The 15,642-nt window shown below is 73.8% G+C and carries 18 protein-coding genes and 1 pseudogene; 9 read left to right on the forward strand and 10 right to left on the reverse strand.

The annotated features are described in order from the left end of the window. Positions 1–63: 63 nt before the first annotated feature. A complete protein-coding gene (locus BUE41_RS10865) occupies positions 64–936 on the reverse strand; it encodes a LysR family transcriptional regulator (RefSeq protein WP_073456919.1) in 873 nt (290 codons plus the stop codon). An 88-nt stretch (positions 937–1,024) separates the two neighbouring features. On the opposite strand from BUE41_RS10865, the gene BUE41_RS10870 reads away from it, so the two are divergent. Beyond that, entirely contained in the window at positions 1,025–2,317 is a 1,293-nt protein-coding gene (locus BUE41_RS10870) for an MFS transporter (protein ID WP_073456920.1), read from the forward strand. A 7-nt stretch (positions 2,318–2,324) separates the two neighbouring features. On the opposite strand, the gene BUE41_RS32410 is transcribed toward BUE41_RS10870, so the two are convergent. Further along, a complete protein-coding gene (locus tag BUE41_RS32410) occupies positions 2,325–2,453 on the reverse strand; it encodes a hypothetical protein (protein WP_268794464.1) in 129 nt (42 codons plus the stop codon). 169 nt (positions 2,454–2,622) lie between these two features. Here BUE41_RS32410 and BUE41_RS10875 point away from each other — a divergent pair, with 169 nt between their 5' ends. The 3 genes from BUE41_RS10875 to BUE41_RS10885 are packed head-to-tail and all read left to right on the forward strand — an operon-like array spanning position 2,623 to position 4,512. Then, the gene (locus tag BUE41_RS10875) at positions 2,623–3,321 is read left to right on the forward strand and encodes a HemK2/MTQ2 family protein methyltransferase (RefSeq protein ID WP_200803854.1); all 699 of its coding nucleotides are present in this window, start codon (positions 2,623–2,625) and stop codon (positions 3,319–3,321) included. Further along, entirely contained in the window at positions 3,311–3,505 is a 195-nt protein-coding gene (locus BUE41_RS10880; protein WP_073456921.1) for a CDGSH iron-sulfur domain-containing protein, read from the forward strand. Before BUE41_RS10875 ends, BUE41_RS10880 begins: the two co-directional genes overlap by 11 nt. Further along, the gene (locus tag BUE41_RS10885; RefSeq protein WP_200803855.1) at positions 3,502–4,512 is read left to right on the forward strand and encodes an iron-containing redox enzyme family protein; all 1,011 of its coding nucleotides are present in this window, start codon (positions 3,502–3,504) and stop codon (positions 4,510–4,512) included. Before BUE41_RS10880 ends, BUE41_RS10885 begins: the two co-directional genes overlap by 4 nt. Here BUE41_RS10885 and BUE41_RS10890 read toward each other — a convergent pair. After that, complete coding sequence (locus BUE41_RS10890; protein ID WP_073456923.1) at positions 4,491–5,471, reverse strand: L-histidine N(alpha)-methyltransferase; 981 nt, start codon at positions 5,469–5,471, stop codon at positions 4,491–4,493. The two genes, BUE41_RS10885 and BUE41_RS10890, sit on opposite strands and share 22 nt — an antisense overlap. 29 nt (positions 5,472–5,500) lie before the next feature. Continuing rightward, positions 5,501–5,881, reverse strand: a complete 381-nt coding sequence (locus BUE41_RS10895; RefSeq protein WP_073456924.1) for an ATP-binding protein — start codon at positions 5,879–5,881, stop codon at positions 5,501–5,503. 163 nt (positions 5,882–6,044) lie between these two features. Here BUE41_RS10895 and mptB point away from each other — a divergent pair, with 163 nt between their 5' ends. Next, complete coding sequence (mptB, locus tag BUE41_RS10900) at positions 6,045–7,520, forward strand: polyprenol phosphomannose-dependent alpha 1,6 mannosyltransferase MptB (protein ID WP_073456925.1); 1,476 nt, start codon at positions 6,045–6,047, stop codon at positions 7,518–7,520. On the opposite strand, the gene BUE41_RS10905 is transcribed toward mptB, so the two are convergent. Together BUE41_RS10905 and BUE41_RS10910 are read right to left on the reverse strand one after the other, a co-directional pair. Beyond that, on the reverse strand, positions 7,493–8,179 hold the full coding sequence (locus BUE41_RS10905; RefSeq protein WP_073456926.1) for an HAD family hydrolase: 687 nt from the start codon (positions 8,177–8,179) through the stop codon (positions 7,493–7,495). The genes mptB and BUE41_RS10905 overlap by 28 nt on opposite strands. Continuing rightward, the gene (locus BUE41_RS10910; RefSeq protein ID WP_073456927.1) at positions 8,176–8,448 is read right to left on the reverse strand and encodes a hypothetical protein; all 273 of its coding nucleotides are present in this window, start codon (positions 8,446–8,448) and stop codon (positions 8,176–8,178) included. Before BUE41_RS10910 ends, BUE41_RS10905 begins: the two co-directional genes overlap by 4 nt. A gap of 92 nt (positions 8,449–8,540) precedes the next feature. Between BUE41_RS10910 and BUE41_RS10915 the strand changes: the two genes are divergently transcribed. Next, the gene (locus BUE41_RS10915; RefSeq protein WP_073456928.1) at positions 8,541–8,924 is read left to right on the forward strand and encodes a DUF5313 family protein; all 384 of its coding nucleotides are present in this window, start codon (positions 8,541–8,543) and stop codon (positions 8,922–8,924) included. A 23-nt stretch (positions 8,925–8,947) separates the two neighbouring features. On the opposite strand, the gene BUE41_RS10920 is transcribed toward BUE41_RS10915, so the two are convergent. Then, the gene (locus tag BUE41_RS10920; RefSeq protein ID WP_073456929.1) at positions 8,948–9,901 is read right to left on the reverse strand and encodes a TIGR03557 family F420-dependent LLM class oxidoreductase; all 954 of its coding nucleotides are present in this window, start codon (positions 9,899–9,901) and stop codon (positions 8,948–8,950) included. A 96-nt stretch (positions 9,902–9,997) separates the two neighbouring features. Here BUE41_RS10920 and BUE41_RS10925 point away from each other — a divergent pair, with 96 nt between their 5' ends. Both BUE41_RS10925 and ligD read left to right on the forward strand, forming a co-directional pair. Beyond that, positions 9,998–10,480 carry a DNA polymerase ligase N-terminal domain-containing protein gene (locus BUE41_RS10925; protein WP_073456930.1) on the forward strand — a complete coding sequence of 161 codons (483 nt, stop codon included), beginning with the start codon at positions 9,998–10,000 and terminating at the stop codon, positions 10,478–10,480. A 50-nt stretch (positions 10,481–10,530) separates the two neighbouring features. Beyond that, positions 10,531–11,457, forward strand: coding sequence for a non-homologous end-joining DNA ligase (ligD, locus tag BUE41_RS10930; RefSeq protein ID WP_084754798.1), 927 nt, complete (start codon positions 10,531–10,533; stop codon positions 11,455–11,457). Between the two features lie 12 nt (positions 11,458–11,469). Here ligD and BUE41_RS10935 read toward each other — a convergent pair. Next, a pseudogene (locus tag BUE41_RS10935) lies at positions 11,470–13,257 on the reverse strand (thiamine pyrophosphate-requiring protein); the annotation flags it as partial. Between the two features lie 553 nt (positions 13,258–13,810). On the opposite strand from BUE41_RS10935, the gene BUE41_RS31250 reads away from it, so the two are divergent. After that, complete coding sequence (locus tag BUE41_RS31250; RefSeq protein WP_200803856.1) at positions 13,811–14,017, forward strand: helix-turn-helix domain-containing protein; 207 nt, start codon at positions 13,811–13,813, stop codon at positions 14,015–14,017. 26 nt (positions 14,018–14,043) lie between these two features. Here BUE41_RS31250 and BUE41_RS10945 read toward each other — a convergent pair whose 3' ends face one another. Together BUE41_RS10945 and BUE41_RS30140 are read right to left on the reverse strand one after the other, a co-directional pair. Next, positions 14,044–14,754: a YoaK family protein gene (locus BUE41_RS10945; protein ID WP_073456932.1), complete on the reverse strand. Its 711-nt coding sequence runs from the start codon at positions 14,752–14,754 to the stop codon at positions 14,044–14,046. 455 nt (positions 14,755–15,209) lie between these two features. Next, entirely contained in the window at positions 15,210–15,389 is a 180-nt protein-coding gene (locus tag BUE41_RS30140) for a hypothetical protein (protein ID WP_143172090.1), read from the reverse strand. Between the last annotated feature and the right edge of the window lie 253 nt (positions 15,390–15,642).

Genomic DNA, 15,642 nt, shown 5'->3' on the forward strand with positions numbered 1-15,642 from the left:
CGTGCCACTCGACAGCCGTTGCTGTCGAGAAAGCAGATGCGCCTCAATTCATGGTGCGCCGGTTCAGGCCGTCGCCAGGCGGGCGGGGCCTGCGGCGAGCACCGCGTCGGCCAGTGCCCGGACGGCGGGCCGCTCCTCGGTGCGCGGGTTGGTCAGCAGCACGAGGTCGATGTGGCCGAGCTCGGGCAGCTTGTGCCGCGGGCCCAGTGCTGCGAGCTGCAGCGGGACGAGGCTGGCCGCCATCGCCGAGATCCCCACCCCGGCCGCGACCGCGGCGATCAGGCCGTTCACGCCCCGGCAGATGCAGGCGCTGCGGTAAGCGATGCCGGCCCGGTCGAGCGCGGCCCGCATCGCGTCGCGGGACAGGCTCGGGTTGGGGTAGACGACCAGCGGCAGCGGCCGGCTGCGGTCGATCCGGGTGTTCTCGGTGCCCACCCACACCAGCCGGTCGCGCTTGACGAGCTTGCCGGTGTGCTCGCCGGGCGGGCGCTTGCCGACGAAGACGTCCAGCCGGTCGTTCTCCAGCCTGCGGTGCAGCGTGCCGCTCTGGTCGACGATGATGTCCAGGTCGACCAGCGGGTACTGGGTCCGGAACTCGCGCAGGATCGCGGGCAGGCCGGTGAGCGCCAGGTCGTCGGCCATGCCGATGCGCAGCCGCCCGTGCGGGCGGTCGCCCGTGAAGTACCGGGCCGCCTGCTCGTGCGCGGCGAGGATCGCTCGGGCGAAGCCGATCATGGCCTCGCCGTCGGCCGTGAGCGAGACGGTGTGCGTGTCGCGCAGCACCAGCACCCGCCCGGTCGCGGCCTCCAGCTTGCGGATGTGCTGGCTCACCGTCGGCTGCCGCACCCCCAGCCGCGCGGCGGCCTGCGTGAAGCTGCGTGTCTGGGCCACGGCGAGGAAGGTCCGCAGCTGGGCGGGGTCGTACGGCTCGCTCATCACGATTCGCAATAACAGTTAGCTGATGTATCGGGGTTCAGAATAGGGCTGTCGCTGCCCAGGATGGGGATCACCGCCTCCCATCCTCGTGAGATTCCTGACGAAGGGCAGCTTCGTGACGACGGCCACGGCCGACGAGTCCACCGACACCACCGATCCGGGAGAAGGGAGCGCCTTCGCCGCACTACGGCTGCGCCCGTACCGCATCTACCTGGCCGGACACACCGTCGCCAGCACCGGGAACTGGATCCAGAGCATCGCGCTCGACTGGCTCGTGCTGGAGCTGGCCGGTTCGCCGTCGGCGGTGGGGATCGCGATGGCGTGCCAATTCCTGCCGATACCACTGTTCGGCATGCACGGCGGGCTGATCGCCGATCGGTTCCCGAAGCGGGCGGTGCTGCTGATCACCCAGAGCGCGAACGCCGCTGTGGGCGCGACGATCGCGGTGCTGACGCTCGGCGGCGCCGCCCGGGTGGAGATCCTCTACCTGCTCGCGCTCGTCGCGGGCGTCGTCCACCTGTTCGACAACCCAGCGCGGCAGGTGTTCGTCAACGAGGTCGTGCCGCCGGAGCGGGCGCGCGCGGCGATCGCGCTCAACGCGGCCGCGTTCCAGGGGTCCCGGCTGGTCGGCCCGGCGATCGCGGTCGGGCTGATCGCGACCGTCGGCACCGGCTGGGCGTTCGCCGCGACCGCCCTCGCCTACCTGCTGCCCACCGCTGGACTGCTGCTGCGCCCCGCCGACCTCCATCCGGCGCCGGAGTTCGACGAGGAGACCGGCCGGCTGCGCGACGCCCTGCGGCACGTCGCACACCGACCCCGGGTGGCCGCTGCGATCGTGCTGGTCGGCGTCGTGGGCACGTTCGGACTGAACTTCCCGATCGTGCTCACCGCGATGGCCGAGGAGGCGTTCGGCGGCGGGGCCGGGCTCTACGGGCTGTTCAACATCGTGCTCGCCGTCGGGTCCGTGATCGGGGCGCTGATCGCCACCGCGGTCCGCCGGTCGGGCACGTCGCTGCTGCTCGCCACCGCGGGCGGGTTCGGCGCCGCGCAGGCCGCCGCGTACGCGCCCGGGCTCGTGGTGTTCCTCGGGCTGCTGGTCGTGACGGGTGCGACCAACCTGGCGTTCCAGGCCATCGCCAACGCCTCGGTGCAGGCGTGGGTGGACCCGGCGCAGCGCGGCCGCGTGATGGGGCTCTACATGCTCGTCTTCGCCGGTGGCACGCCGGTGGGAGCGCCGATCATCGGGGCGCTCACCACCGCGTGGGGTGCCCGCGCGGGCATGGCGGTGTGCGGGATCGTGCCGCTCGCGGCGTGCGCCGGCCTGGTGGTGCTGCGGCGCAGCCGGGCCGCCGCGGCGCAGTCCCTCGCCGCGGCGGCCTGAGGCGCCGTCACTCGTAGAGCACCGCCTGGATCTCCGGGTCGTCGATGTTGGACGCGTCGTACCAGTAGAAGCCGGTGTCGATGACCTTCGGCTGCGCCCGCGCCGCTGAGCACCGACCGCGCCCCGGCGAGACCACGGCGGCTCGGCTCCACGGCGCGCGAGCCCGCGCTCCGCGCCGGAGGCGCCCGGCGAGCACGACGGAGCAGCCACGGCGAGCGAGGCGGAGGAGCGAAGAGCCGTAGCGGAGTGAGACTCCCGTTCCCGGGGTACGCGACCTGCATGACCCGTGATCAGCGGACCGCTTCATGACCACGCTCGTCGGCCCGCCCGCCCAGCGGCGCCGTGACCTCCTGCTCATCCGCCCGCCGGGTGTGTACGCCGTCGAGTCGGACACCCGGCTGGTCGCGGACGTGATGCACCGCCGCGGCTACGCGGCCGGTCGGGCCGTGCTCGACCTGTGCTCCGGCACCGGCGCGCTGGCCGTGCACGCCCACCGGGCCGGGGCGCGCTCGGTGACCGCCGTCGATCTCGCCCGCCGCTGCGTCGCCGCGACCGCGCTCAACGCGCGCCTGCACCGGGCCCCTGTCACCGTGCACCGCGGCGACCTGTTCGCCCCGGTCCGCGACCGGCGCTTCGGCCTCGTCGTGACCAACCCGCCCTACGTGCCCGCGGAGACCGACGAGCTGCCCCGGCACCGGCTCGCCCGCAGCTGGGACGCCGGGCGCGACGGCCGCGCGCTGCTCGACCGGATCTGCGCCGGCGTGGCGGACGTGCTGGCGCCCGGCGGCGACGTGCTGATCGTGCAGTCCGCACTCGCCGACGCCGACCGGACCGTCGAGGCCCTGGAGGAGACCGGGCTCGCGGCCGTGGTGCTCGCGCGGGCGCACATCCCGTTCGGGCCGGTGCTGCGCGCGCGGCGGGACCTGCTCGCGGCGCGGGGCCTGGTCCCCGACGGGAGCGAGACGGAGGAGATCGTCGTGATCGGAGGCCGTCGTGCCGGCTGAACCGACCCGCGTCCTCGTCACCGGCGAGGGTCCGTTGCTGGTCTCCGGGCCCGTGGAGATCGAGCTGCCCGACGGCGGCACCGTCGTCTCCGAGCGGGCCGTGACCGCCCTGTGCACCTGCCGGCGCACCCGCCGGCCCCCGTTCTGCGACACCAGCCACCGACGCCGGAGCAAGCCACAGTGACCCTCACCGATGTACCCGTGGCGGCGCCGCCGTTGCCGCAGGCCCGCGGGCCGCTCTCGGCCGCCGTGCTCGCCGGGCTGCGCGGGGAGGGGTTCGCGCTGCCGCCGCTCACCGACGCCGATCCCTACGGCGACGACCTGCAGCTGGCCCTCTACTGCTGTTACGAGCTGCACTACCGCGGCTTCGCCGGTGTGGCCGACGAGCGCGAGTGGGATCCCGTCGTGCTCACCGGCCGCCGCGAGCTGGAACGAGCCTTCCTCGCGGCGCTGCGCCGCGACGTCCCCGCGGGCCATGACGTGGCCGCCGAACTGGACGCGCTGCTCGTCGAACCGGTCGAGCCGGCCGGGCCGTCCGTGCACCTGCAGCGGCACGGCGACGTCGAGCAGTTCCGCGAGTACGTCGCCCAGCGCTCGCTCTACCACCTCAAGGAGGCCGATCCGCAGGCCTTCGTCATCCCGCGGCTGTCCGGGCCCGCGAAGGCCGGGCTGGTCACCGTCGAGCACGACGAGTACGGCGCCGGGCGCGCCGAGCGCATGCACGAGCACCTGTTCGCCCGCATGATGGTCGCGCTCGACCTGGATCCCGCCTACGGCCGCTACCTCGACGCCACACCCGCACCGGCCCTGGCCGAGGTCACCTTCATGTCGCTGTGCGGGCTGCACCGGGCCCTGCGCGGCGCGCTGGTCGGGCAGTTCGCCGCCGTCGAGCTGACCTCGTCACCGGGATCTCGGCGGCTCGTGGAAGGCATGCAGCGGCTCGGCCTCTCCGCCGACGCGAGCGAGTTCTACGCCGAGCACGTCGAGGCCGACGCCGTGCACGAGCAGCTCGTGCGCCGCCGGGTGCTCGCCCCGCTGCTCGCGGCCGAGCCCGCGCTCGCCGCCGACGTCGTGTTCGGGATCCGGGCCTCGGAGCTCCTGGCCGAGCGGTTCGCCGGGCACCTGCTGGAGTCCTGGCGACAGGGCCGAAGTGCGTTGCGCACCCCGCTTCACCCGCGTTCGGCGAGGTAGATCGCGTACTGCCAGCGCTGGTCCGACCAGCAGCGCCGCACGTGCAGACCGTGCGCGGCGAGCTCGGCCTGCCACGCGTCGTGGTCGAACTTCGCCGAGATGCCCACGTTGATCGCCGCACCCGCGTCGAGCCGCAGGACCCGGCCCACCGCCGGGACGCGCGCCTCGTGCGCGGTGCGGACGTGCAGCAGGGCGTGCACCTCGCCGACCCCCTCGTCGTAGTGGGCGACGGGCACGAACCGGCCAGGCACGAAGTCGGCGCCGCAGAGCCGGTTGAGGTGCACCAGATGATTGCGCCGGAAGTCGGCGAACGCGCTCGCCCCGGGCGGATCGTTGTAGGCGCGGGTGAACACCGTACCGGGTTTGCGCAGGTCCGCCGACACCAGGAACCCGTCGCCGGGGCGGAGCGCGGCCGCGACCTCGGCCAGCAGCGCAGCGCGTTCGGCCCGGGTCGTGTTGCCGACGTTGGCGCCCAGGAACCCGATCACCAGCCGCTCCCCGGGATGCTCGCGCAGGTGCGCCAGCCCCGCCTCGTACCGGGTGCGCAGCGGCCGGACCACGAGCCCCGGCACGTTCTCCGCCACCGCGGCGGCCCGCTGCAGCATCTCCGCGCTCACGTCGACCGGCAGGTACTCCGCGGGCCGCGCGGGCGCGCCCTCGGCGAGCAGCGTGCGGGTCTTCTTGCCGCTGCCGCTGCCCAGCTCCGCGAACCGCACCCCGTGCAGCTCAGCGGCGATCTCCCGCGCGTGCGTGCGCAGCAGGTCCCACTCGACGCGGGTCAGGTAGTAGGTGGGCAGCCGCGTGATGTCCTCGAACAGCTCCGAGCCGCGCTCGTCGTAGCCGTAGACGGGCGGGATCCGGGGGATCGGTTCGCCCAGCGCCGCGGCCAGGGCGGAGTGGTCACTCCACCCCGCATCGTCGGGCAGGCCGTCGGGCGAGCGACGCTCGGGGAACGCCATGCGGGCGGGCTACCCGGACTGCTCACGCGCTAACCGCGCGCGATGCGCATGACCGCGCGGGTGCCGGCCGCGTCCGATTCCACGACGAGGTCGTCGACCATCGCCCGGATCAGCGGTAGCCCGTTGTGCCGCAGCCCGCTGTGGCCGGGTTCGCGCCAGCGGCCGTCGTCGTTCACGGTGACCAGCAGCCCGGCCGCGTCGAGTTCGAGGTCGACGCCGACCCGGCCGACGGCGAAGCCGCGGAAGGCGTGCTCCACGCTGTTGCTCACCGCCTCGCCGACCGCGAACACGACCTGCTCGGCGGCCGCGTCCGGCCAGCCGCTCACGCGCAGGAACAGCGCAACGGCACGGCGCACGAGCCCGATCTCGGTCGGCTCGGCGGCCACGTCGATGTGGAATCGGCCCGACATCCCGTCAGCCGTTGCGGTCGTCGAGGAGGCCGGCGGTCATGCAGGAGGGGTACCCCGGACGAACCCCGGCACACCGGACGATGGTCCGATCGGCGACTCCCGACCGGGGCAACCAGGCCCTCCGGCCCGGGTGCCCGACCACCGCGTGGGGTATTCACTTCTCGTGACGCTCAGGATCGCGCCGGCACCACCGGTCGACCGGACGCGCACACCGCGCCGCATCGGCCTCACCGGATCGATCGCGGCCGCCGTCGGCGCGTTCGGTGCGGGCGCGCTGCCCGGGCCGCCGCCGCCTGCCCCGCTCGGCACGGTCGCGCTGGCCCTCACCTACGCCGGGGCGCTGCTGCTCGTCATCGCTTGGTTCGGGGCGGCCAGGGTGGCGTGCACCGACGGGACCACACCGTCCTCGGCCCTGCGGATGCTGATCACGTGGGCGGCGCCGTTCGCGCTGGCGCCGCCGCTGTTCTCCCGCGACGTCTACGCGATGCTCGCCCAGGGCGCTGTCGCCGCCCGCGGCTTCGATCCCGGGGTGTGGAGCCCGCTCGCCGCGCTCGGCCCACTCGCCCCGCAGGTGCGGGCGACCCCGGAGCTGTGGCGCGACGATCCGTCCCCGTACGGGCCGCTCGCACAGCTGCTGCAGCAGGCCGTCGCCGAGCTGACCGGCACCGATCTCGTGGCCGGGGTGGCGCTGATGCGGGTCGCGGCGCTGGCCGGGCTCGCCGCGATCGTCTGGGCGCTGCTGCGCCTGGGCGCTCGCCGCGGCATCGACGGCGGCCGGGTGATCGTGCTGGGCGCGGCCCATCCGCTCGTGCTGTTCCACCTCGTCAGCGGGGTGCACCTGGACGCGCTCGTGCTCGGCGCGATGCTGGTCGGCCTGGAGCTGGCGGCCCGGGACGGCACCGGTCGCGACGGGGCTCGGTGGGCCGGTTACGCGTTGATCACGACGGCCGCGATGGTGAAGCTGCCCGCGCTCCTCGCGCTGGGGTTCGTCGCGGCGCAGCACGCCGCGCGGTGCGGCGGTCGCCCGCGGGACCTGGTGGCGGTCGGTGCGGCTGCGCTCGCCGTGGTCGGCGCGGTCGCGGCCGGATCCGCGGCACTGCTCGCCGGCTCGGTCGGCGGAAGCGGTTGGACGTGGGTCGCGGCCCTCGACGTGCCCGCCTCCGTCGTCACCTGGCTCTCCGCCCCGTCGGTGCTCGGGTTCGGGCTCGCGCACCTGCTCGGCGCCCCGCTCGATCCGACGCTGGCCGTCGTGCGCGGCATCGCGGTGCTCGCCGGGGCCTGCGTGGTCGTCGCCCTGCTGCGGGCGACCGTAGCCGGCCGCGTCGACGCCGTCCGCGGCACCGCGCTCGGGATGGTCGTGGCCGTGGCGTGCGGGCCCGCGGTGCAGCCGTGGTACCTGCTGCTCGCGCTGCTGCCGCTGGTCGTGTCCGGCGGCGTGCCGCACCGGGTGCCGCGGTTCGCCGCGGTGACCGCCGTGATCGCGCTGATCGACGCGCCACCGGGGGACTGGTGGGTGTTCGCCGGCATGCAGCCGCTGGTCGCCGCCCCCGTCGCCGCGGCGGGCGTGCTGCTCCTGCGACCGCTGTGGCAGCGGCTCGCCGAGCCCCTCGATCAGCCGAGGATCCTCGGCAGTGCTTGATGCAGCTCGGGCAGCGACTCGAACACGTTCCGGGCGCCTGCTTCGCGCAGCTCGGACTCGGAGAACCCGCCCGTGCGGATCGCGTACCCGCGCTGACCGGCGCGCTCGGCGGCGCGGAAGTCCCACACGGAGTCGCCGATGACGATGCCGACCTCGCCGCGGACGCGGTCCAGCGCTGCCGTGATCAGGTCCGGCTCCGGCTTGGTGCGGTCCACGTCCTCGCTGGTCGTCCACGCGTCAGCGAGCCTGCGGCCGTCGAACAGGTCGAGGTAGGCGTCGACGTGCTCGGGCGCGCCGGAGCTGGCGAGCACGACCTTCAGCCCGCTCTCGCCGAACGCGGTGAGCAGCTCGCAGACCCCGCCGAACGGCCGGACCTCACCCATCAGCGGATCGAACTCGTCCTTCCACGCTTCGCGGACGGCATCGCCGTGGTCGTCCTCGAACCGGTTCCCGGCCACCGCGGGCACGAGCTGGTCCCCGCCCATGCCGATGGCTCGGTGCAGCCGCCACACCGGCAGCGTGACACCGAACCGGCGGAACGCGCGGAACCAGGCCAGAGCGTGGTGGTAGTTGGTGTCGACCAGGGTGCCGTCGACGTCGACGATCGCGGTGTCGGGGTGGGCGGTGTCGGGGTGGGCGGTATCGGCACGGTCCGTCATCGGTCTCCCCGGGCTTCCGCCCCGGTCTCGCCGGCGAACCCCTCGTCCTGGCCGGCGACGCGGCCGACGAACCCTTCGGAACGGCCGGTTCCGGTGGTGGCTGCACTGTCCGTGCTGCCGAACTCGGTGCTGTCGGTATCGGTGCCGTCGGTATCCGTGCTGTCGGTATCGGTGCCCCCGGTCTCGCGGGAGCGTGCGGTGTGCGCGTCGGGCCGGACGTCCTCGGGGGGACGCGGCCGGCCGAACAGGGCGCGCAGGCGGTCGAACATGGTGAGGCCTCCTTCGTCGGGGAAGGGGGTACCCGCACCACCGGCGCTCTCACCCCTGGTTTGGCCGGACCGGGCGGGGGAACACTGGCGGTATGCAGCGACCCGGACCCTGGCGGTGGCTGGGGTACGCCTTCGGTGCCGGCCTGCCGCCCGAGATGCACCGATGGGTGCTGCACGACGTCACCGCCCGCACCTGGCTGCTGCGGCACTTCGCGCGCGCCATGGTGCAGATCGGGCCGGTGGCCGTCCTGCTGATGGTCCTGCTGCCCGGCGACGCCGCGCTGCGGATCTCGGCGATCACGATGGGCGCGGTGATGGGGCTGCTCTACACGACCGTGTTCGTGCACGCCTCCACCGAGCACCGCGCGATCAAGGCCGGGTACCCCGAGGGCTACGCGAGCCTCGTCCGGTCCCGGCGGCGTGCGCTGCGGAAGGCGCTGCGGAAGGCCAGAGCGGGATCCGCGCCCGTCCGCTGATCGTCGGATCAGCGGGACCGGCGTCACCGGAACAAGGGCAGGACCTCCTCGGCCCAGCCGCGGAAGAACCCGTGCATGTCGGCACCGACCTGCTGCACGTAGATCTCGTCCGCGCCCGCGTCGACGCACGCCCGGACCTGGTCGGCGTGCCGCTTCGGGTCGGCGCCGCACACGATGGAGGCGGCGACGTCGGCCTCGGGGACGAGGTTCATCGCGGCCTCGAAGTCCTTCGGCCGCGGCATGGTCTGGGCGAGCTGGCCGGGCAGCGCGTCGTTGGCCCACAGCCGGTGCGCGCGGGTCACCGCGGCGGCCTCGTCGGCGTCCCAGCAGACCTTGAACCCGGTCTGGACCGGCTTGTCCCCGCCGCCGGCGCCGCGGAACGCCGCGATGACGTCGGCCTGCGGGCCCACCGTGCAGAGCCCGTCGCCGATCCGCGCGGCCAGCTGCGCGGCCTGCGGCCCGAACGCGGAGACGTAGATCGGCACCGGTTCGGTGGGCATCGTGTAGATGCGGGCCTCGGCGACCTCGTAGTAGGCGCCGCGGTGGCTGACTTCGCCGCCGCGGTGCAGCAGCCGGATCACCTCGATCGCCTCCTCCAGCATCTCCAGCCGCTGCCCGACCGGCGGCCACGGATCGCCGAGCACGTGCTCGTTGAGCGCTTCGCCGCTGCCGACGCCGAGGACGAACCGGCCGTCCAGCTGCACCGCCGCGGTCGCCGCCGCCTGCGCGACCACCGCCGGGTGGATGCGGATGGTCGGGCAGGTCACCGCCGTCGTGATCGGCAGGTCCACCGCCTCCGACAGCGCGCCGATCACCGACCAGACGAACGGGCTCTCGCCCTGCTCGTCGTTCCACGGGTGGAAGTGGTCGGAGATCCACAGGCGCTCGAAGCCCGCGTCCTGCGCAGCGCGGGCCTGCGCGACGAGCTCCTTCGGGCCGTACTGCTCGCAGGACAGGAAGTAACCGATGGTGGGCATGCCGGGCGCGTACCCCGTCGCGGTCCGGGTACTCGCCGGGGGACCCGGAAGGAGGGACCCCGTGGCACCACGAGGAACCACGCTGGACCGGACCGCATGAACGGCGGGCCGCGGTTCGTGATCCAGCGCCACGCCGCCTCCACCGTCACCTTCGACGTCCGGCTGGAGATCGGCGGCGTGCTCGTCTCGTGGGCGGTGCCGAAGGGGCCGTCGACGGACCCGCAGCAGCGCCGCCTCGCCGAACGCACCGCCGACCATCCCCTCGAGTACGCCGACTACGAGGGCCGGGTCGCCGACGGGGACCACGGGGCCGGCACCGTGATCGTCTGGGACACCGGAACGTACGAGAACCTGACCGAGGAACCCGTCGCCGAGGCGCTCGCCGACGGCCACGTCAAGGTGTGGCTGCACGGGGAGAAGCTGGAGGGCGGCTACCTTCTGCAACGCACCCGGCTCGGCCGTGACGAGCCGGCGTGGCTGATGGTGAAGCTCGACGACGAGGGAGCCGATCGGCGGCGCGACCCGGCCGTCACCGAGCCGGGATCGGTGCTGTCCGACCGGCGGAACGAGGACCTGTGAGCGATCTGCTGGAGGGGTTGCCGCAGGCGGAGGTCGGCTTCGTCGCGCCGATGCTGGCCACGCTCACCGACAAGCGGTTCAGCGATCCCGCCTGGATCTTCGAGCGCAAGCTCGACGGCGTCCGCGTCGTGGCCGCGCGCACCGCCGAGGGCGCGCACCTGTGGTCGCGCTCGCGACAGCCGCTGGACCGCACTTACCCCGAGCTGGTGGACGCGGTCGAGGCGCAGGTGTCACCCGGCAGCGTCGTCGACGGCGAGGTGGTCGCGTTCGCGGGGCGGCAGACCAGCTTCGCGCGGCTGCAGCGGCGCAGCGGTCTGCACGATCCCGACGCCGCGCGGGCCAGCGGGATCCGCGTCTTCTACTACGTGTTCGACGCGCCCGTCGTCGGCGGCCGGGACACCACCGCGGTGCCGCTGCGGGTCCGCAAGCGGCTGCTGCGCAGGGCGGTGACCGGCCGAGGCCTGGTGCGGGTGACCCCGCACCGCGTCGGCGACGGTGAGGAGTACCTGCGGCAGGCGTGCGCCCGCGGCTGGGAGGGCCTGATCGCGAAGCGGGCCGACGCGCCGTACCGGGTGGGGCGTCGCTCGCCGGACTGGCTGAAGCTCAAGTGCGTCCACGAGCAGGAGCTGGTGATCGGCGGCTGGACCGATCCGGAGGGCAGCCGGACCGGCTTCGGCGCGCTCCTCGTCGGCTACTTCGACGAACGCGGTCTGCGCTACGCGGGCAGGGTCGGCACCGGGTTCGACCGGCGCGTCCTCGCCGATCTCGGCGCCCGGCTGCAGGCGCTCGCCGCCGACGCGTCGCCGTTCGTGGACCGGGTGCCCGGGCGGGGCGTGCACTGGGTGCGGCCGGAGCTGGTGGCCGAGATCGGTTTCACCGAGTGGACCCGCGACGGCAGGCTGCGCCATCCCCGCTACCTGGGGCTGCGTGCGGACAAGGCACCGCAGGACGTGGTGCGGGAGGAGCCCGGAGCCTGACACCGGCCAGCGCTTCCGCCCCGGCAGCAGCTCCTGCAGCTTCTCCTTGGCGCCCTGCACGACCAGGTGCGCGGCCGACGGATCCCCGCCCAGCACCGCCTTCACCATCGCCAGCCCCTGGTCGAGGGTGGCGTGCGGCGGGATCGGCGGCACCTCGGGATCGCAGTGCACGTCCAGCACCACCGGGCCGTCCGCGGCGAGGGCGCGGTCCCACGCCGGCCCGAGTTCGTCCGGCGTCCGCACGGTGATCCCGACCAGCCCGGCGTCGACGGCCACAGCGGCGTAGGAGATGTCGGGGAGGGTCTGGGACTCCTCGAACTTCGGTGCCCCGCCCATCGCCCGCAGCTCCCACGTGACCTGGTTGAGGTCGTTGTTGTGCAGGACGCACACCACGAGCCGGGGATCGCTCCACCGGTGCCGGTAGCGGGCGATCGTGAGCAGCTCGGCCATGCCGTTCATCTGCATGGCGCCGTCGCCCATGAGCGCGATCGCGGGCCGGTCGGGATGGGCGAACTTGGCCCCGATCGCGTACGGCACCCCGGCCCCCATCGTGGCGAGCGTGCCGGAGAGCGACCCGCGTACCCCGGCGGGCATCCGCAGGCACTTCGCGTACCAGTTGGCGACGGAGCCGGAGTCGGCGGTGACGATCGCGTTCGCGGGGAGGCGCTGCGACAGCTCCCAGACGATCCGCATCGGGTTGACCGGGTCGGCGTCGACGCGGCACTGCCGCTCCACGGTGACCCACCAGGCCGCCACGTTCTCCTCGATCTCCTCCCGCCATGCTCGGTCGGTGCGCCCGCGCAGCAGCGGGAGCAGCGCCTGCAGTGCGGCCCGGGCGTCGGCGACGACCGTCAGCTCGGTGGGGTACCGCATGCCGACGAGCGATCCGTCGACGTCGATCTGCACCGCACGGGCCTGGCCGAACTCGGGAAGGAACTGGCTGTACGGGAAGTTCGAACCGACGATGAGCAGCGTGTCGCAGTCGCGCATCATCTCGTAGCTCGGCCGGGTGCCCAGCAGCCCGATCGAGCCGGTGACGAACGGCAGGTCGTCGGGGAGCACGTCCTTGCCGAGCAGCGCCTTCGCCACCCCGGCGCCGAGGACGTCGGCGATCTGCTCGACCTCGGCAGCCGCACCCCGCGCGCCCTGCCCGACGAGGATCGCGACGCGCCGCCCGGCGTTGAGGATCTCCGCGGCCGCGGCCACGGCGTCCGGATCGGGCTCCAGCACCGGCGTGGCCGTCCCCGGCGGGCTCGACGGCACCTGCTTGAACGCGTGCGCCGGCGCCGTGTACGCCTCGTCCTGCACGTCGCTCGGGATGATCACCACGGTGGGGCAACGGCGGGTGATCGCCGTGCGGAACGCCCGGTCGAGCGCGTTGGGCAGCTGCTCGGGCACGTTGACCTCGACGAGGTACTCGCTCGCGACGTCCTTGAACAGCGCCTGCAGGTCCACCTCCTGCTGGTAGGCGCCGCCCATCGCACTGCGCTCGGTCTGCCCGACGATCGCCACCACCGGGACGTGGTCGAGCTTGGCGTCGTAGAGCCCGTTGAGCAGGTGGATCGCACCCGGCCCGGACGTGGCCAGGCAGACCCCGGGCCGGCCGGCGAACTTCGCGTAGCCGACGGCCTGCAGCGCCGACATCTCCTCGTGCCGGGACTGCACGAACCGCGGACGGTCGTCCGCCGCGCCGAACGCCACGACGAGCCCGTTGATCCCGTCCCCGGGGTAGCCGAACACCTGCTCGACACCCCACTCCCGCAGCCGGGCCAGCACGTGGTCGGCAACCGTCTCGGACATCGCTCCTCCTGCCGTCGGGTGCACCCGGCGGGTTCCCGGGGCAGGAGGAGCGAAACGCCGAGCTCACTCGACGATCGACGCCGTTGCGAGGTGCGGCAGGTTGCTGGAGTCGTACGTCGTGCCCGCCACGGTGCTCGCGCGGGCGGCGGAGCGACTCCGCGGCGCCGCCGCGCGGGACGCGCAGCGAACCGTACGACCGGTGGAGCAGGTCGGGGAGCAGGACGCGACCGGCGCAGCGCCAGTGTTCGTGAGCGACAGGACGTAGCGGCGGCCGTCCCCGCGGGCGCGGACGCGCGAGATCCAGCACTGCCGTTCGAGCCGCGCGATGACGTCCGCCGCCGTCGACGTGTCCAACGAGGCGATCTGGCCGAGGCGCTGCTGGTCGGCGTGGGAACTCGGCGATCGCGGCGATCACCGCGTACTGCGCGATCGTGATGCCGCCGGACACGGCGGGGTGCCAGAGCGCGTGGTGCACCTGCGCGCTGCGCCGGACCGGGTGACCTGCGGCGTGCGTCAGCGGGCTGGCGGCGGCCGAAGGTGTGCGTCGGCGCGCGTGTCCTGCAAGTCGGGTTCCGGCAGGACCTGGTGCGGAGCCCGATGGCGGTACCTGTGGGAGGTGCGGCTCAACCGGGTCCGCGACGCGATCCTGGCCAGCGGCGGCGACGCGCAGGTCAGCGAGATCGCGACCACGTGGGGGTTCGTCCACCTCGGCCGGTTCTCCCAGCTGTACCGCAGGTGCTTCGGGCAGCTCCCCTCGTAGGGCCGTGCGGCGCGGCTGAGCGCAGATCAGCGGGTGGCCACGACCGACCCCTCGTGCGCTGCGCGGACCCGCAGGACGTGCCACGCAGCGGCCGCGACCAGCGCCGTGAGGATCGCCGGGACCGCGACCCCGGCCCAGACCTGGAGGCCGATCAGCAGCGCTCCGACCAAGGCTCCAGTCGCGATGAGGCCGACCGCGCCCGCCCGGCGCAGCCACGGCTGGTCGACCCGCCCGGCGAGTCGGGAGTCGGCGGCCAGACCGGCGAGCGTCGAGGTCACCACCACCGTGGTGAGGTCGCGGATGCCGATCTTGCGCGCCACCGCGGCCTGCAGCCCCATGGCGGCAGCGAGCACCGCGGTGATCGAGAACGCCTCGACCGTGCCCACGGTGACCGGCACGACGGCGAGCATCACCGCGGCCGCGGCGAACGCCAGCGCGACGGGGACGAGCAGAGCGGTGCAGCGCGGCGTCCACCCGGTGGGCGCGCCGCGCAGGGCACGACCGCCGATCGCGGCGCCGACCACGAACGCCAGCAGCGCGATCAGCGGGCCGACGACCGGCAGGTCGTCGGCGCCCGCAGCACCCATCCCGAGGATCACGACGTTGCCCGTCATGTTGCCGGTGAAGACCTTGTCCAGGGCGAGGTAGCCGACTGCGTCGGCCACACCGGTGGAGAAGGTCAGCACCTGCAGGGCGGTGATCTCGAAGCGGTTGCCCGCGGCCCAGTGGGGGAGCATGCATCGCAGTATCGCAGGGTCGGATGCAATATGGGGGAGGATTGGGTGTGAGGCGGGTCGCTTGAGGTCCTGGTTCGGATCTTGTGGTGCGCCCAGGGTGCTGTCCTGGACCCGCTTCTGCGCCGCGGGGCTCGACCCGGGGCGCTGCCCCTGGACCCCGGGCCTTCCTCCGGTGGAGCTCTCACTTCGCTCAGCTGATCGCGCGCTCATCGCGCACCTGCAGCATGTGCGTCGCGTCGCGGTTCGAGTGCTGGAATTCGTCGCGGTTCCGGGTTCGGTGTGCCCGGACGTCGTCGGTGGTGGTCTCTGCAGTTCGGGTATGAGCGCAAGCCAGGCCACCGCCTGCTCCCGCGACTACCAGGTCGCGGTGGAACGGGCCACCACCTGGCTCGTCCGCGCCGGGACCGCACTGAACACCGGCGCCCGCGCCCACGTCGACACGCTGATCCGAGGCATCACCGACCCGTCGACATCGCGAAGGTCGTCACGGTCACCGTCGGCACGCCGGCGAGATCGCGCCTGCGATGGCCGACAAACAGATCACCGGAACTGCATGCCGAGCTCGACCACGTCCGTGCGCTGTTCGGCGCCGGGACGATCGACCTCGCACGGGTACGGGTGATCACCGACACCACCCCAGCACCTCCGACTCTGAGCGCGCCCAGCTCGACGCACGGCTCGCCCAGGCGCCGCTCGAGGCCCCGTCGGTGGGGCGGATCCACACCCTGGTCACGACCATCGCCGCCGACGTCGCGCCCGAGACGTTCCAGGACCGGGTCAAGGCGGCGCACGCAGGCCGCTGGGTGTCGATCACGCCCTCGCCCGAGGACGGCACAGCCCCCCCTCATCGCGCACCTGCCGACTCCGCAGGCCCTCGCCTGCTACGCC

It is taken from the genome of Pseudonocardia thermophila, from assembly GCF_900142365.1.
Taxonomy (GTDB): Bacteria; Actinomycetota; Actinomycetes; order Mycobacteriales; family Pseudonocardiaceae; genus Pseudonocardia; species Pseudonocardia thermophila.